This is a genomic window from Pantoea sp. B65, from assembly GCF_047308185.1.
Classification (GTDB): Bacteria; Pseudomonadota; Gammaproteobacteria; order Enterobacterales; family Enterobacteriaceae; genus Erwinia.
This window is the reverse complement of the sequence record NZ_JAHXPU010000037.1, coordinates 217,464-242,294: the sequence shown is the minus strand read 5'-3', so window position 1 is coordinate 242,294 and position 24,831 is coordinate 217,464. Positions and strand designations below refer to the sequence as shown.

24 protein-coding genes are annotated in these 24,831 nt (G+C 52.0%); 10 read left to right on the top strand and 14 right to left on the bottom strand.

Features of this window, described 5'->3' with window-relative positions; translation table 11 throughout:
* Positions 1-219 precede the first annotated feature (219 nt).
* The 4 genes from JWF83_RS17615 to JWF83_RS17600 form a co-directional block, all read right to left on the bottom strand.
* Positions 220-1,080: a D-amino-acid transaminase gene (locus tag JWF83_RS17615; RefSeq protein WP_413651708.1), complete on the bottom strand. Its 861-nt coding sequence runs from the start codon at positions 1,078-1,080 to the stop codon at positions 220-222.
* A gap of 40 nt (positions 1,081-1,120) precedes the next feature.
* Entirely contained in the window at positions 1,121-2,101 is a 981-nt protein-coding gene (dgcA, locus tag JWF83_RS17610; protein WP_413651707.1) for an N-acetyl-D-Glu racemase DgcA, read from the bottom strand.
* Positions 2,098-3,099, bottom strand: a complete 1,002-nt coding sequence (dgcN, locus tag JWF83_RS17605; RefSeq protein ID WP_413651706.1) for an N-acetyltransferase DgcN — start codon at positions 3,097-3,099, stop codon at positions 2,098-2,100. The genes dgcA and dgcN overlap by 4 nt, the downstream gene beginning before the upstream one ends.
* A gap of 630 nt (positions 3,100-3,729) precedes the next feature.
* Positions 3,730-3,894, bottom strand: coding sequence for a hypothetical protein (locus JWF83_RS17600; protein ID WP_413651705.1), 165 nt, complete (start codon positions 3,892-3,894; stop codon positions 3,730-3,732).
* A gap of 624 nt (positions 3,895-4,518) precedes the next feature.
* Between JWF83_RS17600 and JWF83_RS17595 the strand changes: the two genes are divergently transcribed.
* The 9 genes from JWF83_RS17595 to JWF83_RS17555 all read left to right on the top strand — a co-directional run bounded on the left by JWF83_RS17595 (position 4,519) and on the right by JWF83_RS17555 (position 15,317).
* Positions 4,519-5,151, top strand: a complete 633-nt coding sequence (locus JWF83_RS17595) for an RraA family protein (RefSeq protein WP_413651704.1) — start codon at positions 4,519-4,521, stop codon at positions 5,149-5,151.
* A 69-nt stretch (positions 5,152-5,220) separates the two neighbouring features.
* Positions 5,221-6,561, top strand: a complete 1,341-nt coding sequence (locus tag JWF83_RS17590) for an MFS transporter (RefSeq protein ID WP_413651703.1) — start codon at positions 5,221-5,223, stop codon at positions 6,559-6,561.
* 52 nt (positions 6,562-6,613) lie between these two features.
* The gene (locus JWF83_RS17585; RefSeq protein WP_413651702.1) at positions 6,614-8,701 is read left to right on the top strand and encodes a hydantoinase/oxoprolinase family protein; all 2,088 of its coding nucleotides are present in this window, start codon (positions 6,614-6,616) and stop codon (positions 8,699-8,701) included.
* Positions 8,701-10,383 (top strand): hydantoinase B/oxoprolinase family protein, encoded by a 1,683-nt coding sequence (locus tag JWF83_RS17580; protein WP_413651701.1) that lies wholly within the window; start codon positions 8,701-8,703, stop codon positions 10,381-10,383. Before JWF83_RS17585 ends, JWF83_RS17580 begins: the two co-directional genes overlap by 1 nt.
* Before the next feature lie 2 nt (positions 10,384-10,385).
* Positions 10,386-11,195 carry an SDR family oxidoreductase gene (locus JWF83_RS17575; RefSeq protein WP_413651700.1) on the top strand — a complete coding sequence of 270 codons (810 nt, stop codon included), beginning with the start codon at positions 10,386-10,388 and terminating at the stop codon, positions 11,193-11,195.
* 32 nt (positions 11,196-11,227) lie between these two features.
* On the top strand, positions 11,228-12,391 hold the full coding sequence (locus JWF83_RS17570) for a pyridoxal phosphate-dependent aminotransferase (protein ID WP_413651699.1): 1,164 nt from the start codon (positions 11,228-11,230) through the stop codon (positions 12,389-12,391).
* A gap of 34 nt (positions 12,392-12,425) precedes the next feature.
* Complete coding sequence (locus JWF83_RS17565) at positions 12,426-13,031, top strand: TetR/AcrR family transcriptional regulator (RefSeq protein WP_413651698.1); 606 nt, start codon at positions 12,426-12,428, stop codon at positions 13,029-13,031.
* Positions 13,032-13,136: 105 nt separating this feature from the next.
* Complete coding sequence (locus JWF83_RS17560) at positions 13,137-14,408, top strand: Glu/Leu/Phe/Val family dehydrogenase (protein WP_413651697.1); 1,272 nt, start codon at positions 13,137-13,139, stop codon at positions 14,406-14,408.
* A gap of 24 nt (positions 14,409-14,432) precedes the next feature.
* The gene (locus JWF83_RS17555; RefSeq protein WP_413651696.1) at positions 14,433-15,317 is read left to right on the top strand and encodes a DMT family transporter; all 885 of its coding nucleotides are present in this window, start codon (positions 14,433-14,435) and stop codon (positions 15,315-15,317) included.
* A 48-nt stretch (positions 15,318-15,365) separates the two neighbouring features.
* Here the strand turns inward: JWF83_RS17555 and JWF83_RS17550 are convergent, their stop codons facing one another.
* The 10 genes from JWF83_RS17550 to JWF83_RS17505 form a co-directional block, all read right to left on the bottom strand.
* Positions 15,366-16,103, bottom strand: a complete 738-nt coding sequence (locus JWF83_RS17550; RefSeq protein ID WP_413651824.1) for an amino acid ABC transporter ATP-binding protein — start codon at positions 16,101-16,103, stop codon at positions 15,366-15,368.
* Between the two features lie 9 nt (positions 16,104-16,112).
* Positions 16,113-16,868: an amino acid ABC transporter permease gene (locus JWF83_RS17545; protein ID WP_413651695.1), complete on the bottom strand. Its 756-nt coding sequence runs from the start codon at positions 16,866-16,868 to the stop codon at positions 16,113-16,115.
* A gap of 4 nt (positions 16,869-16,872) precedes the next feature.
* Positions 16,873-17,568 carry an amino acid ABC transporter permease gene (locus JWF83_RS17540; RefSeq protein WP_413651694.1) on the bottom strand — a complete coding sequence of 232 codons (696 nt, stop codon included), beginning with the start codon at positions 17,566-17,568 and terminating at the stop codon, positions 16,873-16,875.
* Between the two features lie 34 nt (positions 17,569-17,602).
* Positions 17,603-18,352, bottom strand: coding sequence for an SDR family oxidoreductase (locus JWF83_RS17535; protein WP_413651693.1), 750 nt, complete (start codon positions 18,350-18,352; stop codon positions 17,603-17,605).
* Between the two features lie 121 nt (positions 18,353-18,473).
* Positions 18,474-19,271, bottom strand: a complete 798-nt coding sequence (locus JWF83_RS17530; RefSeq protein ID WP_413651692.1) for a LamB/YcsF family protein — start codon at positions 19,269-19,271, stop codon at positions 18,474-18,476.
* Positions 19,268-19,708, bottom strand: coding sequence for an acetyl-CoA carboxylase biotin carboxyl carrier protein (locus JWF83_RS17525; RefSeq protein WP_413651691.1), 441 nt, complete (start codon positions 19,706-19,708; stop codon positions 19,268-19,270). Before JWF83_RS17525 ends, JWF83_RS17530 begins: the two co-directional genes overlap by 4 nt.
* A 207-nt stretch (positions 19,709-19,915) precedes the next feature.
* The gene (locus JWF83_RS17520) at positions 19,916-20,641 is read right to left on the bottom strand and encodes a hypothetical protein (RefSeq protein WP_413651690.1); all 726 of its coding nucleotides are present in this window, start codon (positions 20,639-20,641) and stop codon (positions 19,916-19,918) included.
* Positions 20,638-20,964: a putative peptidoglycan-binding domain-containing protein gene (locus JWF83_RS17515; protein WP_413651689.1), complete on the bottom strand. Its 327-nt coding sequence runs from the start codon at positions 20,962-20,964 to the stop codon at positions 20,638-20,640. The genes JWF83_RS17520 and JWF83_RS17515 overlap by 4 nt, the downstream gene beginning before the upstream one ends.
* Complete coding sequence (locus JWF83_RS17510; RefSeq protein WP_413651688.1) at positions 20,951-21,733, bottom strand: hypothetical protein; 783 nt, start codon at positions 21,731-21,733, stop codon at positions 20,951-20,953. The genes JWF83_RS17515 and JWF83_RS17510 overlap by 14 nt, the downstream gene beginning before the upstream one ends.
* A 4-nt stretch (positions 21,734-21,737) precedes the next feature.
* Positions 21,738-24,338, bottom strand: coding sequence for a type VI secretion system Vgr family protein (locus tag JWF83_RS17505; RefSeq protein WP_413651687.1), 2,601 nt, complete (start codon positions 24,336-24,338; stop codon positions 21,738-21,740).
* 281 nt (positions 24,339-24,619) lie between these two features.
* Between JWF83_RS17505 and JWF83_RS17500 the strand changes: the two genes are divergently transcribed.
* On the top strand, positions 24,620-24,751 hold the full coding sequence (locus JWF83_RS17500; RefSeq protein WP_413651686.1) for a hypothetical protein: 132 nt from the start codon (positions 24,620-24,622) through the stop codon (positions 24,749-24,751).
* Positions 24,752-24,831: the final 80 nt, after the last annotated feature.

Sequence of the window (24,831 nt, the reverse complement as noted above, 5' to 3'; positions counted from 1 at the left end):
TTGCCGTTGTTCACCCAGTCGATAAGCGATAGCCGCCGATAGCGACTGCCCGGTCGAGGCGCAGTGACGAAACAAGATCCGCGCATACGACTGGGCAATCACGGCTTTTACGCCAGAGGCCTGTAGATTACAGAACTCAGTTCTCGTTAACGGTGTGAATGGTGTCCAACTTTTGGGGTGCAGACCATTTCCGCTCCCCCACACCGGCGGAGTCACTCATTACTGCACCTGCTGCTTCACCATATCAACATAGATTTCACGCAGACGACGGGTGATGATGCCTGGTTTTCCATCGCCAATGGCAACGCCATCCAGCGCAACCACCGGTAACACAAAGGTGGTCGCGGAACTGATAAAGATTTCTCTGGCGTGGAGGGCTTCTTCCGGCGTGAACAGGCGCTCTTCCAGTTTAATATCGTTACTGGCGGCAAGTTTCAGCAGCGAATGGCGGGTAATACCATGCAGAATATCGTTACTCAAAGGACGCGTTACGACGGTGTTGTCATGCAGTACGATATAGCAATTGCAGGAGCTGCCTTCGGTGATAAAGCCGTTTTCCACCATAAAGGCATCATCTGCATGCTGATGGTGCGCATACTCTTTCGCCATACATGCCGCAAGCAGACCAACGGTTTTAATATCCCGCCGATGCCAGCGGATATCCGGGCAGGTGACCACCCGCAGTCCGGTTTCTGCTTTGGGATTATCAATAACCGCACGCGCCTGAGTAAACAATACCAGCGTCGGTTTTACCTCTGCTGAAGGAAAATGAAAATCACGATCGCCGGCATTACCGCGACTTAGCTGTAAGTAAATTGCCCCTTCCGCCAGGTTATTCTTCGCGATAAGCGCATAATGAATATCCTTCAGTTCAGCGGGCGTCACCGGCAGCGTAAGGGCAAGTTCGCGACAGGAACGTTGCAGGCGCTCAATATGCCCCTCAAATTCCGCCAGTTTGCCATTAACCACCGCAGTCACTTCATAGACCGCATCAGCAAACAGAAAGCCACGGTCAAAAACAGACACTTTCGCTTCCTGTTCCGCAATATACTGACCATCAATATAAACAAGACGTTGCATTAAAATACTCCTTCTAACCGTTCAGTGTCGACTGGCGCATTTAGCCCCACAGTGCCGCGTCTGGCGCCGCAATTTCACTGCCGTTATAACGCAGCCCGCCAGAACGATCGTGTTGTAATAACAACGGACCGTCGAGATCGACCACATTCGCCCCCTGAGCCACGATAAAAGCCGGCGCCATCGACAGTGAGGTACTCACCATACAGCCGACCATTATCTGCATACCGGCCGCCACTGCGCTGGCACGCAACCGTAAAGCCTCCGTCAGCCCGCCGGTTTTATCCAGCTTGATGTTTATCATGTCATAGCAACCCGCGATGGCTGCCAGCGAATGACTATCGTGACAGGACTCATCGGCACAGATCGGAATCGGGTGCGGCAATTCAGCGAGGATCCGCTCCTGACCCGCCGGCAATGGCTGCTCGATCATCACCACGCCCAATGCCGCCAACTCTGGCACCAGACGCAAATAGAGGCTGGCATCCCAACCTTCATTCGCATCAACAATAAGACGGGCAGCCGGAGCGCCTTTGCGTACCGCTGCGACTCTGGCTAAATCATCTTTATCTGCCAGTTTCAGCTTAAGCAGCGGGCGATCGGCGTTGTTTTGCGCCGCTCTGAACATCGATTCCGGGCTATCCAGCGAAAGCGTATAAGCGCTTTCCAGCCGCTGGGGCGCCGGCAGATTCAGACGCTGCCAGATACGCTGGCGCGACTGCTTGCACTCCAGATCCCAGAATGCACAGTCAACCGCGTTGCGCGCGGCGCCTGCGGGTAAACATTCCTGCAGCGTTGCCCGATCGAGTCCATTACGAATATCGCTGCTGAGCGCAGAGATTTGTTCCATCACGCTTTCGATGGACTCTCCGTAACGCGCATAGGGCACGCATTCGCCATAACCGCTGGTTTCACCGGCTTTCAGCGTAACAACCACCACATCAGCCTGAGTTTTGCTGCCGCGCGCGATGGTGAATACTCCCTGCAACGGCCAGCTTTCATGGGATATTTGAATATCGGTCATAGGTCGGCCAGTTGATCGACAATACGCCCCACGCCCTGCCGGAATGGATCCACCACCGGCAGAGCAAATTTCTGCTCCAGATCGGCCATTAATTGCAATGCCTCGTCTTCCTGCAGCGCAGCACTATTAAGTGAAATCCCGACAAAGCGCGCATTCGGGTTGGTGAGCCTGGCCATTGTCAGATTCAGCGCCATACAGGCGGCCAAATCCGGAATTGGGTAGTCCACGCCACGCATGGTTTTACGTGTCGGTTCATGACACAGCACCAGGGCGTCCGGTTGCGCGCCGTGGATAATCCCGGCGGTGACGCCAGCAAAGGAGGGATGGAACATGGAGCCCTGACCTTCAATAACATCCCAGTGATGTTGATCATTAGCGGGTGCGAGCGTTTCCACGGCACCGGCAATAAAATCGGACACCACGGCATCAATGCTTACCCCGGCACCGCTGATCAGAATCCCGGTTTGTCCCGTCGCGCGGAAGGTTGCATTACCGCCGCGGGCCAGGATCTCTTTTTCGATGGCCAGCGCGGTATACATCTTGCCGCACGAGCAATCCGTACCGACCGGCAGTAACCGTTTCCCGCTACGTTTGCGCCCGTTAGCAACCGGGTAAGTTTGCGACGGATGACGCACGTCGAACAGCGAGCGTCCCAGTTTGGCCGCTAATTCCCGCAGTTCAGGGACATCTGATAGGCGGTTGTGCAGCCCGGCGGCGAGGTCCATACCACTTTCCAGCGCCTGGCGTAGTACGCTAATCCACTGTTCTGAAATAATGCCGCCGCGGTTGGCAACGCCAATCACCAGAGTTTGCGCGCCTGCGGCACGAGCGGCGCTAATATCCATATCCGGCAGTTCACAGTCAGCATGGCAGCCTTCCATTCTGTATTGGCCAATGCAATATTCCGGGTGCCATTGCTTAATGCCGATCGCCACTTTAGCCGCTAACTGATCGTGTGCATCCCCCAGAAATAACAAATAAGGTTTTTTGATATTCATTATTTACCCTCATAAATACAGAGAAAGGTTGATTAAAAGGTGTTTGGTATAAAAATTAACTTGATAAATAACTTTCGCTTTAAATCGATAATAAAGATTAATAGATTGTTGTCAATATGGACAATAAGTTAGCTATAGAAACTGCCATTTAGCCTTTTTATTAAAATAAAAAGCCTTAAATATATTAAATTACGATATTAAATATCGAGATCAATGTCTATTTTCAAATGCGACGGATTTTTATAAAAACCATAAATTAATTTTTATAAAAAATAATTTAACATGTTGATTTTAATTGTCTTTTTATCAAAAACACAAAAACAACCCTGTTCCGGGATGGTGAAATGACTTATTATGGGGCCCCAAAATAAAGCAATGTTGCTTGTTGTTTTCAAATTGTTAAGCAGAAATGGTTTTTATGTCACCAGTTTTTTTGGCTTTAATGCTTTGGCAGCTAATCAGAAAAATTAACAAATAAAGATAAACAGGCCACCAGAATAAATACCGGCAATGCGCCAGATGAAAAAGGAATGTGCATCAGGTGATATAAGCAATACCATTACCCTCTTCCCGCCGGGTAAATAAACCTTAGCGCTGAACATTACGCGGTATCAACAGGATCGCGCCCTGCTATGGTTGCCGCAAACCGGCAATCAGTTTCAGCGGCGTGCTGTTGTCACCACCGACAGGGCGACGATAGCGCCAGCTGCAATATTGCGGCTGAGAGGGTTCAGGATCATCTGCCAGCCAAAGGCGTAGCAGATATCCTGAATGTGAATATAGAGGTGGGCGCACGCATTACCTCCCTCCTTTCACCAACAAAGGAGCAGGCGACAACACACCCGGAGCCGACATCCGACCGGCGGCACTCCCCTGGGGGAACCCCAGGGGAGCCATCATTTTGTTATCCTGCTGGGGATCTGATGGCCCGACCGTATCGCGACTTTATGCCAGTGATATGAAGCGATTTCTTCTTCACTGCCCTCACCTGTTGCACCTTAATAAGGCAATACAGCCTCAGTTGTTGCTGTTTAACATACTGTTTTAATGTAAAACAATACGGATATTTATTTATAAAAAAAACAGCTGCACTATATTTGTGAAAAAAAACAAATTAATTAATCATGGCGCACCACTTTCGTGCATTGCAGTTTTTTCGTTAGATAGGAAAATCATATACCTGAATAAATCAGATTTATTTCAATAAAAAACTCATCATAAAAAATCACAATTTAATCTTTTAACCATATGATAAATAACAGTTTATTTTAAAAATAAAAAATAGCAATTCCCTTGACAGACAATGAATAAAAATATCATCCAGCCAATATCCCGGTAAAAAATCCATTTCCACAACCCCAACTAAAATGATAATAATTTCTCACTTGATAACAAATTATCACTTAAAAGGTAATTAACATGTCTCTTGAAAATGCTGAGGTACGCATTGCTCCACGCTGGCAACGACCATCCATGGAGTGGCTGGATGCTTTCGCGCCTTTTCCGGTCGCCAATATTGGCGATGCCATGGAGCGACTGAATATGTGCGATGGCGGTATTTCGCCGCTGACGACTAACAGCAGCTTTACCGGCTTTGCTCTGCCGGTGCAGGTCACTGCCGGTGATAACGCTGCGGTGATCCTGGCTCTCGACCACGTTCAGCCGGGCGATGTGGTGATGATTAACGGGCTTGGCCATCTTGATCGCGCCCTGGTTGGTGAACAGCTGACACAGCGGTTTCAGCATGCCGGCGCCCATGCCCAGGTGATTGATGGCGCAGTACGTGATCAGAAAATTATTGCGTCTACCGGTCTGCCCACCTTCTGTCGTGGCACAACTCCTGCAGGTCCCTACAAGAACGGGCCCGGTGTGATTGGTGAACCGGTCGCCATTGGCGGTGTGGTGTGTTGCGCCGGGGACATTGTGGTTGGCGATGACGACGGCCTCATCATTATTCCTTTCTGGCGTGCTGAAGAGGTACTACAGAAAGTTAAAGAAGTCGCCAGACGCGAAGCTGAAATGACCGCAGAAGTCACGCAAAAATATCGCTAACTGGCAGGTAAAGACAATCGGCGCCTTAGCGGGCATCCGGGAAACTTCACACGATTGCAGGGCATGACAATGACGAAATCACAGACGGTATCGATGGATTACGCTTTGCCGAGGGATGGGGTAACAAAAAACAACGTGGTCAGGCGTGCATCGCTGGCGGGCGGAGTAGGTTCCTTTGTTGAATGGTACGACTACGGGATTTACGGGCTGTTGGTCAGTACCCTGGTATTGGTTTTTTCCGCCAGCGAGATGAGTCTGACCGATGCCGGACTGATGCTGACCTATGTGGGATTTACCGTCAGCTTTGTGGTTCGTCCTTTCGGTGGTCTGATTTGTGGTTACCTCGGTGATAAAATTGGCCGCCAGAAATTGCTGGCCATTCTGCTGCTGATGATCTCCCTGGCAACCGCCGCTATTGGCCTGTTGCCAGGTTATCAATCAATCGGCTGGGCGGCTCCCGCACTATTAATCTTCCTGCGAATGATTCAGGGCTTTTCCGCCGGCGGAGAAGTGTCTGGTGCCGGTTCATTTGTTGCTGAATACGCTGAAGATAACCGCCGTGCGGTAGTAATGGCGCCGCTGGTGATGGGATCATTTATTGCCCTGCTTTTTGGCAGCCTGTTAATCACCGGATTACTTAACGTTTACGGCAGTGAAGCGATGAGAGAATGGGTTTGGCGTGTCCCGTTCTTACTGGCGATTCCGATGGCGCTGATCGGCGTGTATATCCGCACCCGTATTCAGGACACGCCACATTTTCAGCTGGTGAAGCAGAACAAGCGGGTGGTAAAAAACCCCATCCGCACAGTGCTCAGCTCGCGTAAACATCTGAAAGCCATCGGACTGGCGATAACCCTGCCAGCCGTTAACGGCCCCGGCTATTATATCCTGTTTGTTTATATGCCAACCTATCTGAATAAGGTGATGCACTTCACCCAAATCCAGAGCCTGATGGTTACCGCTTGTGGTCTGCTGACCATTATCGCCACCATCCCGATGATGGCATGGCTTTCCGATCGCCTTGGTCGTCGACCACTGCTGATTGCCTCCGCCATCGGTATGGCCGTGCTGGCCTGGCCATGCTTCTGGTTACTGACGCTGGGGATGATGCCGCTCGCCTGTATGGCCGCCATTCTTCTGGCCTTTGCGTTTGCCGGCCATGCCGGGGTAATCCAGGCGACGCTGGCCGAAATGTTCCCTACCAACGTGCGTTACAGCGCCTATAGCATCGGCTTCAACCTTTCTACCGTCATCTTTGGTGGCTCGGCGCCGCTGCTGATGACCTGGCTTATCGGACTCACCGGTATCGCCAGCATCCCAAGCTATATGGTGATGCTGACGGCAGCACTCACCCTGATCAGTACCTTTTACCTGAAAGAAACCGCGGGCAAGCCTCTGCGTGATGAATAACGGCGGCAACACACAGTTAACAGAACAAAACAGAACATCAGTCGAGGTAATTATGAAACATGCATCACCATGGCGCATGGGGTTTGATATTGGCGGCACCTTCACCGATCTGGTGCTGTTAAATGACGCCACAGGTCATGCCATCCGCCATAAAACACTGACTACGCCGGATGATCCGTCAGAAGGCGCCTATACCGGTCTGACACAACTGTTGGAAATGGCCGGATTAGCGGCCAATGAAGTGAATACCATCACCCATGGCACCACGCTGGCGATTAATGCCCTGCTTGAACGTCGCGGCGCCAAAACGGCCTTTGTGGTGACCCGTGGCTTCCGTGATGTACTGGTACTCGGGCGTGAATATCGTTACGACATCTATGATCTGAATGGCGCACCGGCGCAGCCACTGCTGCCCCGCTCACAGGCATATGAAATTACTGAGCGAATGACCAGCACAGGGGAAGTCTTGACGCCGCTGGATGAAAATGAAGTGGTGTCGCTGGCGGCAGAACTGAAAGATAAAGGTTACGAAGCCGTTGCGGTGCTGTGTATGCATGCCTATGCCTGGCCGGAGCACGAAAATCGTATTGAAGAGATTCTTTCACGCCTGCTGCCGGGCGTATCCATTTCCGTTTCACATAAAGTTTCCCGTGAAATTCGGGAATACGATCGCGGCGTACTGACGGCGATGAACGCATTTGTACAGCCCAAAGCGCGCCGTTATATGGCCCGCCTCGAGAAGAAGCTGCGTGACGGGGGATTCACCTGCGACTGGCTGGTAATGGGTTCCAACGGCGGATTGATGGCGCCACAGGTTGCTGCAGACTACCCAACACGCATTATTGAGTCCGGGCCAGCAGGAGGTATCGTCGCTACTGCCGCCTTTGCCCGCCGGAATGGCCATCAGCAAGTGCTGGCATTTGATATGGGCGGCACCACGGCGAAAGCCTGCGTGGTACGCAACGGCCAGCCGTCGATTACTACTGATTACGAAGTGGGTCGTGCCGACCGGCTGCTGAAAGGCAGCGGCTTACCGGTGAAGTTGCCGGTAGTCGATATGATTGAGATTGGTGCCGGTGGTGGCAGTATTGCCCGGGTGGATTCGCTGGGATTACTGGAAATCGGCCCGGAAAGCGCCAGTGCCTACCCAGGCCCTGCCTGCTATGGCCGCGGCGGCGAATTACCAACCGTAACCGATGCCAACCTGGTTCTTGGCCTGCTCGATCCGGAGGCTTTTCTCGGTGGGCGCATGACGCTGGAGACGGCAGCGGCACGTCGGGCGATCGCCCGCATTGCCGAACCACTGCATCTCAGCATTGAAGATGCCGCCTGGGGTATCCATCAGGTCGCCAACCATAAAATGGCTGAAGCACTGCGTACCCATGCGGTGGAAAAAAACGTCAGTCCTGCGCAAATGACGATGCTGGCTTTTGGCGGCGCAGGCCCAAGTCACGCCTGGTCGCTGGCCCGTCTGCTGGATGTTAAACGGGTTTATTTTCCCAATGGCGCTGGTGTCTATTCCGCCTTTGGGCTGCTTACGGCACCGCCGAGTGCCGATTTTGTGCGCAGCGATCGCTGCCGCCTGCTGCCAGGTATCGACTTCCACGCCATCGATGCGCTGTTTGCCGCCGGTTTTAATGAAGCCTTTACCACCCTGGCGGCGGCCAATGTCGATCCGGCCACCGCCCAGCTGCAGAAACTGGCGGATGTGCGCTATGTCGGTCAGGGTTCCGAGCTGACCGTGGCGCTGCCAGCCACCTTCAGTGAACAGGATGACGTACAGTCACTGGTTGATGCCTTTGAGGCCGCGCATCTGGCGCGTTTCGGCCGTACGCTGCCGGGACTGGAGGTGGAAGTGGTGAACTGGCGTGGACGAGTGCAGACCACACCGCCAACCCTGAATACCGCAGATAAACCCGACCTGGCAGAATCCGATGCCCGCGAAAAAACCCTTCCGGTATACCTCGGACGCGACACCGGCTTCGGCAATTGTCGCGTTATACCGCGTAGCTTACTGATCGTCGGTGAAGCGGTTTCCGGACCGGCATTGTTGCAGGAAAAAGAGTGCGCGATCTATGTCGGACCGGGTGCGTCCGCCACGCTTGATGAACAAGGCAATATCCTGATGGAGCTGAAATAATGACAACTTCAACCGCGGAAAACCTGCGCTTCCTTGACGATCCCATCAGCCTGCGAATTACCTGGGATCGGCTGGTCAGTATCTCCGAAGAGGCGGCCGCCACGTTGGTTAATATGGCGTTTTCCAGCATTATCCGTGAAGTCGGTGACTACTCCTGCCTGCTGATGGATGCAAAAGGAAACTCCCTGGCGCAACCGAAAACCAGCGTTCCGGTGTTTATCGGTACACTACCAGCCACGGTACGGCATCTGCTGGCCAAATATCCCGCTGACACCCTGAAACCAGGTGACAGCCTGATTACCAACGATCCCTGGCTGGGAACCGGACATCTTAACGATGTCACCATTGTCACGCCGGTATTTCGACACGGAAAACTGGTGGCTTTTACCGGTTCGGCGGCGCATATGTCCGATATTGGCGGCTCGCTAAATATGGGTTCTTCACGCGATATGTTTGAAGAGGGTTTTCTGATCCCCCCCAGCAAACTAATGATTGCCGGTGAGGTCAACCAGCAATTGCTGGATCTGCTGCTGGCCAACGTTCGCTCACCGGATCAGGTGGAAGGCGATTTACATGCCATGCTGGCTGCCAACCAGATTGGCGCTAATGGACTGCTGGGTCTGATGGATGATCTGCAGCTTGATTCCGTTGAACCGCTGGCGGAGAAAATCCACTCGCTGACGGAAAATGCGATGCGCAAAGCGATCGCGGCAGTCCCTGATGGTCGTTATGAAGCATCAGTGGATATCGGCGATTATGAAGGCGATATCCACCTCAATGTTGCGGTCATTGTCACCGGCAGCGAGATCGTAATTGACTATACCGGTTCGTCTGCTGAATCAATGTTTGGCAGTAACTGTCCGATGTCCTTCACCTATGCCTACAGTGTCTATCCGCTGAAATGCCTGCTGGAACCTTTTCTGCCAAATAACGAAGGGTGCTTTAAATCCATTCGCGTTACCGCACCTGAAGGCTCGATTGCCAACGCCCGTCCGCCGCGAGCAGTAGAGATGCGTAACCGTGTCGGCCATATGGCGCATGCTGCCATCTTTAGCGCGCTGGCGGAAATTATGCCAGAGCGAGTGATGGGGCATTCCGGTAGTGCGCCGGTAACCTGCGACGTCTTTGCCGGTCAGTTTAACAATGGCCAGCGCTTCGTCGAAAGCCTGTGCGTCAATGGCGGAACCGGTGCCCGTCCGGCGGCCGATGGCATCGTGACCGGTTTCCCTGGCAATATGTCCTCAACGCCGATTGAGCTTATCGAGTCTTCCACTCCACTGTTATTCAAAGAAAAAGCCATTGTTCCGGATTCCGGCGGCGCCGGACGTTACCGCGGTGGTGTGGCGCAACGAATGGTGATCCTCAATACCAGTAATTATCCGCTATCTCACAGTATGTTCTATTCACGCCAGAAACACCCGGCTCTGGGCGTGCTCGGCGCTGCTGCCGGTGCCGGAAACTTTATAGCCATCAACGGCAAAGCGCTGGAAAAACCGGTTGGCCGCCATGACGTCCTGCCCGGTGATGAAATTACCATTCAGATGCCCGGCGGCGGCGGCAAAATGCCGGTCGAACAGCGTGACCGAAACGCCATCCGGTTTGATTTGCAGGAAGGCTATATCACTAAAGAAGGTGCTTTACGCGATTACGGCATCTCAGCAGAAGAACTGGCAGGGAAATAACTATGGAATCGTTAAAGGGAAAAAACATCATTGTTACCGGTGCGGGTAGCGGTATTGGTCAATGCGCCGCGGAACTGCTGGCGGCCCAGGGGGGGCGGGTGGTGCTGGTCGGGCGCCGTCAGGAGGTGCTGGAGCGTGTAGCCAGTGGCATTCGTGAAAACGGCGGTGAGGCCTGGGTCTGTGCGACCCATATTGAAAATAAGCCAGAGGTTGAGTCGCTGATCGACTGGGTGCATCAGCAACTGGGCCCGGTCGATATTCTGGTGAATAACGCTGGCAGCGCCAGCAAAACGCTGAATGCGCGCTGGATTGCCGAAGAAGAGTGGGAACAGGTACAGAACGTTAATCTTAAGGCGGTATTTCTGCTAACGCAGGCGGTACTGCCGGACATGCTAGGCCGCGACGGCGGCACCATTATCACCGTTTCCTCACTGGCTGCCCTGCGTCCTAACCTGCTGGGAGGCGCGGCATATGGCGCGGCAAAAGCGGGAGTACGCAACTTTATGACCTATCTGCACAATACCTTCCGTAATCAGGGTATTCGCGCTACTTCGATCCTGCCGGGAGAGGTGAACACGCCGATTATGGATAATCGCGCCAACCCGCCGCTGGAAAGTATTCGCCAACAGATGGTGCAACCGCAAGACGTGGCAGAAGCCATTCTGCTGTGTGCCACTCTACCGCCACGCACGGTAGTTGAAGAACTGATTATCGCGCCGACCTGGTTACGCGATATCTCCGGCGATCTGGAAGTCAGCCGCTGGCAGGGCGCGCCGCCGGAATGCCGTGCTGAACGTGCAAAGTCGTTGTGAAATAACACTGATAATGATGAAAAAGGTGAACCATGTCTTCTGTTATTAAAGCGGGAGCCTTCAGGGCTTCCGAAGCGGTATTACGCGTCGAACGTACCTCGCTGCGCGTGCAGCAACCGGCATCAAGCAGCGATATGGTGTCGCTGGCAATGGGAGAGCCGGACTTTGCTACCCCACCGCGTATTGTTCAGGCAGCGGCTGATGCACTGATGAACGGCTTTACCCATTATGCTCCGCTGCTGGGTGACAAAGATCTGTGCCAGGCACTGGCGGCTGAAGTCTCCGCTCAGTCCGGAGTGCCAGTAAAACCGGGTGAAGTGCTGGTTACACATGGTGGTACCGCAGGCCTGGCGGCAGCGATACTGTCGATGGTGAATCCTGGCGATCGGGTGGTGATCCCGGATCCCACCTACTCCCTGTATGCCGATCTGGTTAATATGGCAGGTGGAACCTGTATCCCGATGCCATGTAAACAAGATCTGCACTGGGATCTGGATCTGCTGGATAAAAGCCTGGATGGGGCAAAGCTGTTCGTTTTCTGTAATCCCGGCAATCCAACCGGTATTGTGCACACCCGGGAAGAAATTGAAGCGCTGGGTCAACTGATCAACAGGCACAATACGCTGGTCATTGCTGACGAGGCCTACAGCGATCTGGTATTCAACGGTAAGCCCTTCACCTCGGTCTTGCAGGTTCCGGCGTTTAGCGGACGCACACTTTATTGCCAGACGTTTTCCAAAAGCTACGCCATGACCGGCTGGCGCGTAGGTTACCTGTCAGGCCCGGCGGAGATGATCGCTGCGGCAGCGCGGGTACATAATAGTGTTAACGGTTCGGTAAACACCGCCGTACAGCGGGCGGCAGTGGTGGCACTAAGAGAATGCAAAGACGATGTCAAACGTATGTATGATGTCTATCGCGAACGGCGAGTACTGATGATGGAAGGCCTGGCGGCAATACCTGAACTTCGGCTGAATGAACCGGAGGGCGCATTTTACTGCTTCCCGTCTTATTCCCTGGCCATTCCGGCGATTGATATGGTGGCCCTGCTGCGCGAGAAGGGTATTGCGGTGCGTCCGGGCAGTGAGTTCGGTGCCGCAGGTGAAGGGCATCTTCGCCTCTCTTATGCCGCAAGCAAAGAGGCGATTACCGAAGGTATTCACCGCTTGCGACGCGGACTGGCTTCGCTGAAATAAACTGAACAGGCTGAACGTGATGACAGGAAAAACGATGCGCAGTGACACTGAAAGAAACCGTAAAAATCTGATCCAGGCGGCAGCCAGGCTGTTTGAAATTTCAGAGACGCCGCTCAGTATGACGGATATCGCCACGGAAGCGGGCGTGTCAGTAGCCACAGCGTACCGTCAGTTCACTTCCGTAGAAGAGGTGCTGAACACCTACCGTCATGATGTTGGTCTGTTACTACTGGAGTACAGCCAGAAACAGACCGGCAGTGGCCTGCAACGTCTGGAAAAGATTAGCCGTTACTGGATAAAACTGGTGCGTGAGCGCGGCGCCGCTATGGTGCCGATGCGTAACCGCCGCGGCTATCTGGAGCGGTTATGGGAAGGCGCCGAGTACCTTCTGGTACAGGCAAACGCAGTAAGGCCCGCACTACGCGATGCGATGGACGAAATGGACCTGCCGGACATCGGCGATAAGGCGGTTTTTCTGTGGAATATTCTTTTCGATCCGCGCGAAATTTTCGACCTTATTGATACCGTTGGCCTGAGCGAAAAGCAGGTCGGCACCCAGCTAATGTCGGTACTGGCGGGTGGTCTGCGCGGCTTTGCCACGGCTAATGACTTTTCCAGCGAAACCCACAGAGTTAAATAATTTTCTGCCGCGCTAACGCGGCCTGGCGCTGGTTTTTAATATCACTTCGTGGTGAGGGCTTCGTGCGCCCTGAAAACGAGCCAGCCAGCAATTAAGGTGAAACAGATGAGCGCGCTTTCTTACGTATCACAAGATAAAGACTCAGCATGGGCAACCTGGTTGTCGCAAGTCGATCGTGTTGTTCCTTACCTCGGCGATCTGGCTCCCTGGGCTGACACCCTGCGCCATACCAAACGGGCACTGATCGTTGATATCCCGCTGGAGATGGATGACGGCACCATACGCCACTTTGAGGGCTATCGTGTGCAGCATAATTTGTCGCGCGGACCGGGAAAAGGCGGCGTGCGTTTTCACCCCGATGTGACGCTGGAAGAAGTGATGGCGCTCTCCGCATGGATGACGGTAAAAAGTGCGGTACTTAATCTGCCGTTTGGCGGGGCTAAGGGTGGCATACGCGTCAACCCGCGTGAACTTTCGGCCAAAGAGCTGGAGCGGCTTACCCGTCGTTACACCAGTGAAATCGGTAATATCATTGGCCCACAACAGGATATCCCGGCGCCAGATGTCGGTACCAATGCGCAGATAATGGCCTGGATGATGGATACTTATTCGATGAATGTCGGCGCCACGACCACCGGCGTAGTGACCGGAAAACCAATCCATCTGGGTGGCTCGCTGGGACGGGTAAAAGCCACCGGGCGTGGCGTCTATATTACCGGAATTGCCGCAGCGCAGCGTATCGGCCTTGAGATCCACGACTGCAGCGTTGCCGTTCAGGGATTCGGTAATGTCGGTAGCGTTTCTGCCGCCCTATTTTATGAAGCTGGCGCCCGTATCGTCGCCATTCAGGATCACAGCGCGACGCTGTGGTGCGAAAGCGGTATTGATATTCCGGCACTGACAGAATGGCAACGTGAAAACGGAACCATTGCCGGATTCAGGCAGGCTGAAACGTTGCGCAGTGATGATTTCTGGCTTAAAGCGTATGACATTCTGATCCCTGCCGCCCTCGAAGGCCAGATCAACGCCGAACGCGCGCGCAATCTCAACTGCCGCCTGGTACTGGAAGGTGCCAATGGTCCGACACTACCTGCTGCTGATGACCTTCTTCGGCAACGTAATATCACTGTAGTCCCCGATGTTATTTGCAACGCCGGGGGGGTGACGGTCAGCTATTTCGAATGGGTACAGGATTTTTCCAGCTTCTACTGGAGCGAATCTGAGATCAATCAGCGGCTTGACCGCATTATGAATGATGCTCTGCGCGACGTCTGGTTACAGGCGGAAAAACTCAATGTCACCCTGCGCACCGCAGCCTACGCGATTGCCTGTGAACGTATTCTTATCGCCCGTAAAGAGCGTGGGCTGTATCCCTAATCGGTTATTAACAGGATGCTTATTGTGCCGTTAAGACATCTGTTACTGGTGCTCGCCATTATTGCCGTCTGGGCATTCAATGCGGTGGCGATTAAATGGGGGGTGGGAGAAATCCCCCCGCTGTTTATGACATTATTACGCTTTATTATTGTCGCTATTGTCATGGTGCCGTTTACCCGCATTAGCCGCAGACAAGTTCCGTTATTAATTAAGCTGGCATTTACTTTTGGCCTGATGCACTTCTCATTATTATTTATGGGAATGACATTTACCGATGCCGGCACGGCGGCGATTATCGTGCAACTGGGTACGCCATTTGCCATGATACTTGCGGTATTGTTTCTCGGGGAGAAAATCAGCCTGTTGAAAGTGGCAGGTGTGATTATCTCGCTGTCAGGAATGGTGTTCCTCTCTGGCAGCCCGTCACTTAACTCAATTAAGGGTTTGATTATCCTGCTGCTCAGCGCACTGGGATGGGCAATAACCAATATATTGATCAAGCAAAATGACGGGTTAAAACCTGGCGCGATCGCCGGCTGGATGTCGCTATTTTCTATTCCGCTGGTGGGGCTGATGTCGTTACTGTTTGAAAACCATCAGTTGCAGGCATTGGCCCACGCATCATGGAAAGGTTGGTTTGCCATATGGTACAGCGCGATCCTCTGTTCCGTTATCGCCTACAGCTTATGGTACTGGTTGCTTAAGCTGTATCCGGTAAACAAAATCATCCCTTTTACGCTGTTAAGCCCGGCGCTGGCGATTATATTCGGGGTGCTGTTTGCCGGAGACCAACTCGATATCTATAAAATAGGCGGTGCATTATTGATTATTAGTGGAGCGCTGTTTGCAACATTTAACCCGTCGCAACTATTAAGCTATTTAAGAAGGAACAGAAAAGCGGCGGTATAGCCACCCTGAACAGAAATGCCCCGGCTACATCAGCAGCCGGGCGCAATTTTAGTGCTGACGTAAATCGCTGAGGAAACGTTTAGCGCGTTCATGCTGTGGGTTGGTAAAGAAGCGCTCAGGCGCCGCTTTCTCAAGGATCTGCCCCTGATCCATAAACCAGATGGTGTCGGCCACTTCACGGGCAAAGTTCATCTCGTGAGTCACACACATCATGGTCATCCCTTCCTGCGCCAGGCTACGCATCACGTTCAGCACTTCACCGACCATTTCCGGATCAAGGGCGGAAGTGGGTTCATCAAACAACATCACCGGCGGTTTCATCGCTAATGCGCGCGCAATCGCCACCCGTTGCTGCTGCCCCCCTGACAGCTGTGCCGGATAGGCATCAGCCTTATGCGACAGCCCGACACGCTCCAGCAACTCCCCGGCATGGCGACGTGCTTCAGCGCGCTTAACACCCAGGACTTTGACCGGCGACATCATAATATTTTCGATCACCGAGACATGCGGAAACAGGTTGAAGCTCTGAAAGACAAAACCAATACGCGTGCGTAACTGATTCAGGCGCGTGCTGCTGCCGTGAATATCAATGCCATCAAACAGGATCTGCCCTTGTTCAATCGGCTCAAGACGATTAACGGTGCGAATTAAGGTCGACTTACCGGAACCTGATGGACCACAAACCACCACGACTTCACCACTTTTAATTTCAGCACTCAGATCGGTCAGTGCCTGGTATTCGCCATACCACTTGTTGACCTGATTGAACAATATCATTGGTCTCATCATCGTTCCTTATTGCGATTGAGTTTTGCTCAGTAGCATGGCTTTTGCCGCAGTGCTCCCTTCCGGAGCCTCATTTCGACGTTTACGCGCAATGCGCTCTTCGAGTTTGTTCGCCAGCCAGGTGAGACTGAAACAGATGATGTAATAGCCAATCGCCACAATGGCGAACACCTGGAAAGGTTTCGTCAGTAACTGGTTATTGACCTGGTTGGCGGCATAGGTCAGCTCTGGCACATTAATCACGTAGCCTAAGGTACTGTCTTTAATAATCGATACTAACTGGCTGACCAGACTTGGCAGCGTGTTGTATAGCGCCTGAGGTAAAATCACCAGCCGCAGCGTTTTCATATAACTCATGCCCAACGCGCGCGACGCTTCGTATTGCCCACCCGGCAGCGCCTGAATACCACCACGAACAATCTCCGCAATGTAGGCGCTCTCATAAATCACCAGCGTACATAACATGGTGGTAAAGCCACTAATGTTATGACCAATCAGCAGCGGGACACAGAAATAGGTCCAGAACACCACCATCAGCAATGGAATGCCGCGCAGTAAATAGACCCAACATGCCGCCGGCCAGCTCAGCCAGCGAAACGGCGATAAACGGGCCAGACCCAGCAATACCCCGATCGGCAAGGCAAACACCACCGCCAGCAACGAGATCAACAGCGTGCAAAGTATGCCGCCCAGCGCCCCGTTCGGATACTGCCCCATCAGAAACAGCATCCCGTTATCATGCAGAATCGTGAAGATATCAGACATGGGATTACCTCGCGTAAGCGCGCTGGAAGTGACGCGCCAGCAGGGCGCCGACAGCCATCAACAACAGTGAAAAGAACAGATAGCCCACGGATGCCACCAGGTAAGACTCGAAGGTGCGGAAGGTCTTGTTTTCGATATCGCGCGTGACATAGGTTAACTCGGCAACGCCAATCACCATTGCCAGGCTGGTATTTTTAAACAGCAATACCGTATGGTTAAGCAGTGATGGCAAGGCATTGCGGATGCCCTGTGGCAAAATCACCGAGCGCATAGCGCGCACATAGCCCATTCCCAGCGCACGTGCCGCTTCGTTCTGACCATCCGGAATGGCGCGTAAACCGCTACGAATATCCTCTGAGAAATAGGCCGCCTGGCACAGTCCCAGCGCGAACATCGAGAAGAGGAATTCGGCATCGAAGTCATTAATCCACATCTGCGTCGATTCAGGCAATAGCGTGGGAATCGCGAAATACCACATCATTAACTGAATCAGCGTTGGCACGTTGCGATGGTACGAAACGTAAGCCTGCACCAGAAATACCGCGCTGCGCTTATGGGTTAAGCGGATAACCACCAGCAGTAGCGCGATAAACATTGCCAGTAGCCAGGATCCCAACGCCAGCTTCAGGGTGACTACCGTACCATCGACGATCATCTGCCCAAACTGGCCGGTCATGACGGCACCAAAATCAAGTGTCATCGCGTATTCACCCCTTTAGGATTTACCATGCTTATTACGCGCGATCGCCGGGACGCATAGTGGAAAGTCCACCAGGCACCTGCAATGTTGGCGTGATCTCAATATTGCCGATATTCACCGCCACCGGCGCCGACAGCGCAAAAGCCACGCAGTCAGCAATATCTTTCGCCTGCGGCAGTTCAAAACCGTCGATAAAGCGGCGGCGGCCTTCTTCCTGATCGCCCATCACGTTACCAAAAATATCGGTTGCCACGCGGCCCGGGCAAATCTCGGTAATACGTACTCGCTTGCCGTAGCAATCGACGCGCAACTGGCGTGACAGCGCATGCACGCCGGCTTTGGTGGCGTGATAAATCGAGTTGCCATTGAAGTTGTAGATGGCGGCAATTGAAGTGATGTTGATAACGTGACCACAGTCGCGTTCAACCATACCCGGCACCAGCATGCGGCAAAGATGCAGCACCGCGCGCAGGTTAACATCCACCTGGGTATCAATCGCCTCTTCATCAGCATCTAAAATAGAGCCCGGGCGCGATACGCCAGCGTTATTCACCAGAATATCGACCTTAATTTCCTTGCACAGGCGCGTCAGAGCAGCAAGATCGCTGACATCGATGGCGTGCGGGATACAACCGGTGCGGGCCGCCAGGGCGGTTAACTGCTCTTCACGGCGTGCTACGGCGTGCACCGTAATGCCTTCCTGACAAAGGCGCTCAACAATGGCTTCACCCATTCCTGCTGATGCGCCGGTAACCAATGCGGTTTTGTAATCTGCAAATGGCATTTAACCTCTCCTGTAGATGCATCGGCTCAGTTATTTTGAGCCGATTAGCGATGTAATCTGACTTTATCCAGTTATCGCCAACCGGTATAAGACATAAACGGTTTGAGGCGATAAGGGTGACTTATAACACCGTACTTTCCCACGTATGCTGGCGCAGCTGGCGGGAAGGCGGCAGCAGCGGGATATCAAGCTCGGTAATCATCTCGCGCAGGATATCCACCATCACGATGGATTCCGCGGTATCGCCATGCACCAGAATCGAGGAGGCATTCACGGTTAAGGTGTTACCGTCAATCGCCTGCACTGTCCCCTGCGTCAGAAACTGGCGCACACGGACACGCAGCTGCTCAGTATCGTGAATAACCGCCCCTGGTTTTGCCCGGCTGACCAGCAGGCCATTACTTTCATAGGCGCGATCGGCGAGGAAGGTGCAGACCACCGATAAATCCAGCTGGCGCGCCACGCGCTCAACGGCATTACCTGACATGGTGCTGATAATCATATTGGGATCGAAATCCCTGACTGCCTGCAGCAGAACCTGCGCCAGTTGTTCATCTTCAGACACCATATTGCCCAGTGCGCCATGGAAACTCATATGCGTCAGCGGATAACGCGCGCTGGCGGCAAACGCCGACAGTGCGCCAAGCTGATAGGTAACGTAATGGGCCATCACCTGCGGTTCAATCTGCATGCGCCGGCGGCCGAAACCCATCAGGTCCGGAAAACCGACATGCGCGCCAAGATCAACCTGATGCTGCTTCGCCAGCGCCACCGTATTCGCCATAATCACCGCATCACCAGCATGAAAACCGCAGGCCACATTGGCAGAAGTGATACGCGGCATCAGCGCGGCATCATTGGCTATCTGATAATCGCCAAAACCTTCGCCAATATCGGCATTCAGATCAATGTACTTCATGCCGCCATCTCCCTGTTGCGTAACCGCATAATTTCACTGCCATATTGCACACAATCCCCCTGTTCCACCACCAGCGACTCAACGGTACCGTCAACCGGACTGCGCAGCGGCAGATAGATTAAACCGACTTTCAGCAGAGCCAGCATCGCGTCTTTTTGTACTTCGGCACCCGCTGAAGTAAACGGCAGCCCATTGGCTGGGTGTTGCAACAGCACAGTCCCGGGCATCGGCGCACAAAGGGCAGCGGTGTTCACCACCGGACTAATATCAGCAGCGACCGCCTCTGACGCCTGCGGCATGGCCGGCACCACCTGCGGCGCATACTCCATACGCACACGATAATTGGCGCCGCTGAACTCGATGCTGCCTAAACCGGAGGCGCGCATTTTATGTGCGATGTTACGCAAGTCGCGTAACGCTAATGATTTGTTTTCCATATTCATCTCGCCGAAGAGACTGACAAACACTCGGTTGTCGGGGGTGGGAATAGCCCGGGCTGCAAGCCGGGGCCGACGGTCATCACACTCTAGCGTGCCATGCCGCGCCCGGGGTAAGAGGGTTTCGCTTTGCAGTAATAAGAGGGGCTTATTACCCGAGGCAAAACCCGGTAGAGAGGTTATTGATAATAAATTTCGGGGATATTCCTATGGCTTATCTTTCCACTCGCCCTTTTCGCGAACAGATTTACCAGCACGCTCCAGAGTTAGCACGCTGTTTTTTAACTCGGCCTTATCTTTACCCTCCTGGTCAGAAAAAATAAAATCGAGCGAATTATCTGTTGCCAGAATAGCCTTACCAGATAACATAAAAGCGTCATCGACTTTATTCGCGATTGCCAGTAGCGTGACATTATTACAGGCTGACATAAAATCATTACAACGATTGACTACGCTCAGATTATAGCTAACAGTGTTAAATTCCCGTCTGTACTTTAGCTCGTGGTAAATATCCGATTTTTTTATTAACTCGAATCGGGAAGGAATAAACCGAACTTCCCTAATAGGTTTTTTTATTAAATTCCACGTCATTACTTCCCGATTAATTGTTAACGTCGCACGTCCATTTTTCCTGCCAGACCAGCTTTCGAACCTGATGTTAGCTTTTCCGCTACCGTCTACTTTTCCATGGATATTGGTCTCATAATCATCAGCCGGGCAATCAGTGCGATTCCCCCCCTGGTAAATCAGACAATAGCGCCCGACAATCTTTCCGCCCGACTCATTAAGCCAGATGCTCATCGAAATTGTATCGCCATCCTGCGCATCGATAATTTCTCCGCGCCACCAACCGGTAAAAGGGCTGGCAGCAAACGAAATAGAGGCCACAGTTAGCAGACTCAGGGAAAATACCGCCATTATTATCTTTTTCATTTAATCACCGCCTTAGCGCATCGATCAACACGTTTAAGCCATCCATTAATATTGGATGCATTAATAGGATCAGAGTCTGCTAAATCTCTATAGTAATTTTTACGTATATCGGCAATTCTACTGGTTAAGTTGGCCGGTTCAGGAACACTGTTCATTGCCGCAATGGTTTTAGGACCAATAACTCCGTCTATAGCTAAACTCTGACCAAATTCACTATTCAAAAGTTTTTGTATTTCCTTATCGAGCCAATAATACAGAAAAATATTGACCCTACAGGTTACGTGAAGGGGGATTGAACGATTATATTTACTATTGCGTTTCACTCCACTCACCCTTTTCGCTGAGAACAATTTTATTGTTCATAATAATGGTTAACGAGTTATCATCTCTGCCAAGGATATATGATGAGTTATCGTTTTTAAATCGATAGCTCAGAACCGGACAAATATCCTTATCACAATTTGCCCTGATCGCCTTACCCTTTAATTGCAATGCTGCATTATCAGATTTCCTGTTACCTTCATATAAAAAGTCATTACAGACCGTATTATGACGCTGACAATCAGCAGTGATTTTTATTTTAAAATGACTATTTTCAAACCAGGACACCTGATCGGGATGATACATTGAAGAGGCGGGGATATTTTTAGCTGAGAAAGAGACACCCTTAAAGCGCAATGCCCATTGTCCAATATCCTCCTGAATATCTTTTCTGGCCTGATCGTTAGAGCGATATTGCAAACTGTCATTATCCGGCACTAACCAGGCGGCATAGATTTTACCGCCGGGTTCGATCACAAAGGCCGATGCCTGATATAGATAGAGATCCTGCAACCATCCCTCAATAAATATTCCGCCAGCCTTAGTCTTATGTGGCTCACCCAAAACATCAAAATTATTTATGAACACATTAAAATCCGACAGCAATACATGCTTTAATGCCTTCCTGACATTAGGATCCACGACAATCTTCTCAACGCGAGCATTCTTATTATATTCATCAAAATTGGCCAGTACTACCGCCTTAGCTCCCGATATATTCAACAGAAGAATAAATACACCCAAACTTAAACATCCTGTTATGTTTTCCATATACTCATCTCCCTGATAATTTCAGAAATTCATTCGCTTCAAGATCATATCTTTTACGCAATCCACCCTGATAATAGTCCCACCAGTTATGTTCTGCGCCATTTTTAAAGGTTGTGGTATTGCCATAAATTTCCTTATCATAAGCAAGCCGGGCTACTTTTAATTTTTCCTGGAATGTATCAGGTTTTAATGCTTCAATAAAATCTATCGACTTACTGGTTAACGTTGCACTTCTGACTATTTCACCTGATTGCATCGAATTTAAGATAGCCTGAGCCCCTCCGACACCACGCATATGGGCCAGCGACATAACTGCGGCCTGTTTACCTGGGTCGGTAAAGTTTAGTGCCCCTGCATTTACAGCACTTTGTGTCATATAGTTTGATACCACAACAAACTCTTGATGACTGCCAACCCCATATTTTTTTCTTACTGCCGTTATATCGTCAAAAGCGGCGCTGAATCCCTTTCTGAATCCATAGACTTCAGGAATCCCACCCTGTACTGTTCCCCTTCCTTCTGACGTCATAATCGATTTCACTACATCATCATGAAGCTTATTTTTATTCTCTTGTGCTTTCTGCGCGGTTGAAGCGGCACTATTCTGCAACGGAGCCACAACCGGTTTCGCCGCCGGCGCACTGACTTTGGCGCCAGCTGCCTTCAGCTGAGCCTGTTGCTGCGGCGCGAAAATCTCCGCCAGCGCATTATTGATACTGGTTTTATGCTTGTCTCCCGGCGGCCGGGTTCCCGGCTGACTTCCGGCGCTATTCAGATGTAATATGCCGCCGGCCGCGGTGATATAACCATCACCTTCAGCAAAAAAATTAAACTCCTTGCCCGTCAGATTGATTCTGCCGTCAGCATTCAACTCAATCACGCTTTCGCCGCACTCAAGCCGCAGTTGCACTCCTGAACCAATAACATAGCTTTCTACCGCCACATCGGTTTTGCCTTTACCGCTATAGCATTCTTCATCACCTTTAACGCCATGCAGGCGATGGTTTGCCACCCGATAAAACTCACTGGCGCCAACATAATGACTGTGGTTATTCCCGACCGTGCGTGAAGCATCCTGTTTAACGTTCACATCCAGATTGCGTTCCGCCTGGATCCACAACTGCTCCGCACCCTGTTTATCCTCAAAACGCAGCGCATTGGCGTTGTCCGGCGTACCATGTTTACTGCGGCTGATAAAACCCATCTGGGTCGCCGCCGCCGGTAGCGCCCATGGCGGCATACTGGCTTCGTTATACAACCGCCCGGTGATAATCGGCCGGTCCGGATCGCCATTGATAAAGTCGACGATCACTTCATCACCGACGCGCGGGATCTGCACGCCGCCGAAACCCTGACCGGCCCAGGCACTGGAGACACGCACCCAGCAGGAGCTGGTGTCGTCGCCTTTTGCCAGCCGGTCCCAGTGGAACTTCACCTTTACCCGGCCATATTTATCCGTCCAGATCGACTCACCTTTCGGCCCCACCACCCGCGCAGTTTGCGGGCCGCAGGTGCGTGGCCACTCGCTGCATTGCGCGGCGCGAAAAGTGATATCCGCCGGGATGACGACAAAGTGGATCTGCCGTTGGATGCCGTCGTTATCTCCGCCGCTGGCGTAACGGCTCTCTTCCAGCAGGTAAGCCGCGCTGACCACCAGATAATCATCGCTATCACTGGCGCAGGGCGGGTTCATCAGGGTAAAGGTGTGGCCGGGGACAATCCCTAATGTATTGCCGCGGCCGTCAATACGCAGGTACTGCGCCTGCCATATCTCCTGGCGGATACGGACATAGAATTCGCCATGGCGATGATCAACAAAGCGCCCCGGCCACTGATAGTGGTCAATCTGACCCGGCCGCGGCGACACCGGGTTCTGCCGCGCCTGCAACAGCCAGGCGTTGGGTTTGCGAAAGTCGTAATCATCAATGCTGCAGATGCCCGGGGTCACCTGCTCACCGATCACCCACTGGCTGATTCCCTCTTCATCGGCGCTGCTGCCGGGCGCAGCGGCGTGATACGGGATCTCCGCATAACCGGGATACGGTTGATGCAGTTGCGCCGCATCCATCAACACCAGCGTATGTTGGTCCGGCGCATGACGGAAGAAGTAGTAAATCCCCTCCAGCTCCATCAAGCGCGCGATAAAGTTGTAGCTGCTCTCCTGATACTGCACGCAATATTCCCAGCAGCGGTATGCGCTGGTCAGCCGGTCTTCCACCAGCACGCCATACTCGCTGAGTACGGTTTTAATAATATCCGGCACCCGCTGGTTCTGGAAAATACGCTGGTTACGGTCGCGTTGCAGCGGCCATAAATCCGACTCCATACGCAGGCTATATAACGCATAGCGCATCCCGCTTAGCTCGGTATTATCTGTACTGACGGCGGTGACTTTGCCGTTAAGATAACGCGCCGGACTGATGATGTTCGGCGCAGGAATAGTGACGGTAATCGGCTGCCCCAACAGCGTTTTGCCATCAAGGTGCGCTTCGCTGCTCAGCAGGCTGATATCCAGCACAAAGGGGCGTGATATCTCTTCGCTACCGGAGAGTTTCCAGAAAAGTAACCCTTCGACAGGCAATTGCACAGAGATACGTTCAGGCATAAGGATCCCTCCTGATAATAGTTAATTCCGTTTTATTTATCTAATACGCTGCCGTTACGCTTACTTGTATTGAATTAATTAACAATAAAATAATTAACTAAAAAATAATATCAATAAATCCAAATACCAATATATTTACGCTGGAGTTCTATCACATAATTAAACAGAAATGTACACTTTTCTTTATGTGGCAATTGATAACAATACAGTCGGTGCCTGGAATAATAGTTTGGGTTATGTATCAGCGCCAGGATGGCAATCATCGCCAGGGAGTCAGGCAGATGTATAACGCAATAATGATACAAAAACCTGAAGTGGAAAAGCAGCTGACTCTACTGCCGGACAAAGCCGTCAGCCAGGTCGCCCGCGAGGTGATCAGACAGGCGGAAATATTGTTATTGCAACTTCTTTAATAAGTTATATCATTTTTTTCAGCTTCAGTTCAGATGGAAAATAGTGATGGTAAAAAACCTCACCAAGACCAGCCGGTAAC

Excerpts from the sequence above, each read along its gene's own strand:
- JWF83_RS17560 (WP_413651697.1), top strand. The coding sequence starts at position 13,137 with ATGAGCGCGCTTTCTTACGTATCACAAGATAAAGACTCAGCATGGGCA.
- JWF83_RS17525 (WP_413651691.1), bottom strand. The coding sequence starts at position 19,708 with ATGGAAAACAAATCATTAGCGTTACGCGACTTGCGTAACATCGCACAT.
- JWF83_RS17505 (WP_413651687.1), bottom strand. The coding sequence starts at position 24,338 with ATGCCTGAACGTATCTCTGTGCAATTGCCTGTCGAAGGGTTACTTTTC.
- JWF83_RS17570 (WP_413651699.1), top strand. The coding sequence starts at position 11,228 with ATGTCTTCTGTTATTAAAGCGGGAGCCTTCAGGGCTTCCGAAGCGGTA.
- JWF83_RS17545 (WP_413651695.1), bottom strand. The coding sequence starts at position 16,868 with ATGTCTGATATCTTCACGATTCTGCATGATAACGGGATGCTGTTTCTG.
- JWF83_RS17535 (WP_413651693.1), bottom strand. The coding sequence starts at position 18,352 with ATGCCATTTGCAGATTACAAAACCGCATTGGTTACCGGCGCATCAGCA.
- JWF83_RS17615 (WP_413651708.1), bottom strand. The coding sequence starts at position 1,080 with ATGCAACGTCTTGTTTATATTGATGGTCAGTATATTGCGGAACAGGAA.
- JWF83_RS17580 (WP_413651701.1), top strand. The coding sequence starts at position 8,701 with ATGACAACTTCAACCGCGGAAAACCTGCGCTTCCTTGACGATCCCATC.
- JWF83_RS17500 (WP_413651686.1), top strand. The coding sequence starts at position 24,620 with ATGTATAACGCAATAATGATACAAAAACCTGAAGTGGAAAAGCAGCTG.
- dgcA (WP_413651707.1), bottom strand. The coding sequence starts at position 2,101 with ATGACCGATATTCAAATATCCCATGAAAGCTGGCCGTTGCAGGGAGTA.
- JWF83_RS17565 (WP_413651698.1), top strand. The coding sequence starts at position 12,426 with ATGCGCAGTGACACTGAAAGAAACCGTAAAAATCTGATCCAGGCGGCA.
- JWF83_RS17575 (WP_413651700.1), top strand. The coding sequence starts at position 10,386 with ATGGAATCGTTAAAGGGAAAAAACATCATTGTTACCGGTGCGGGTAGC.
- JWF83_RS17590 (WP_413651703.1), top strand. The coding sequence starts at position 5,221 with ATGACGAAATCACAGACGGTATCGATGGATTACGCTTTGCCGAGGGAT.
- JWF83_RS17585 (WP_413651702.1), top strand. The coding sequence starts at position 6,614 with ATGAAACATGCATCACCATGGCGCATGGGGTTTGATATTGGCGGCACC.
- dgcN (WP_413651706.1), bottom strand. The coding sequence starts at position 3,099 with ATGAATATCAAAAAACCTTATTTGTTATTTCTGGGGGATGCACACGAT.
- JWF83_RS17540 (WP_413651694.1), bottom strand. The coding sequence starts at position 17,568 with ATGACACTTGATTTTGGTGCCGTCATGACCGGCCAGTTTGGGCAGATG.
- JWF83_RS17550 (WP_413651824.1), bottom strand. The coding sequence starts at position 16,103 with ATGAGACCAATGATATTGTTCAATCAGGTCAACAAGTGGTATGGCGAA.
- JWF83_RS17595 (WP_413651704.1), top strand. The coding sequence starts at position 4,519 with ATGTCTCTTGAAAATGCTGAGGTACGCATTGCTCCACGCTGGCAACGA.
- JWF83_RS17530 (WP_413651692.1), bottom strand. The coding sequence starts at position 19,271 with ATGAAGTACATTGATCTGAATGCCGATATTGGCGAAGGTTTTGGCGAT.
- JWF83_RS17520 (WP_413651690.1), bottom strand. The coding sequence starts at position 20,641 with ATGAAAAAGATAATAATGGCGGTATTTTCCCTGAGTCTGCTAACTGTG.
- JWF83_RS17510 (WP_413651688.1), bottom strand. The coding sequence starts at position 21,733 with ATGGAAAACATAACAGGATGTTTAAGTTTGGGTGTATTTATTCTTCTG.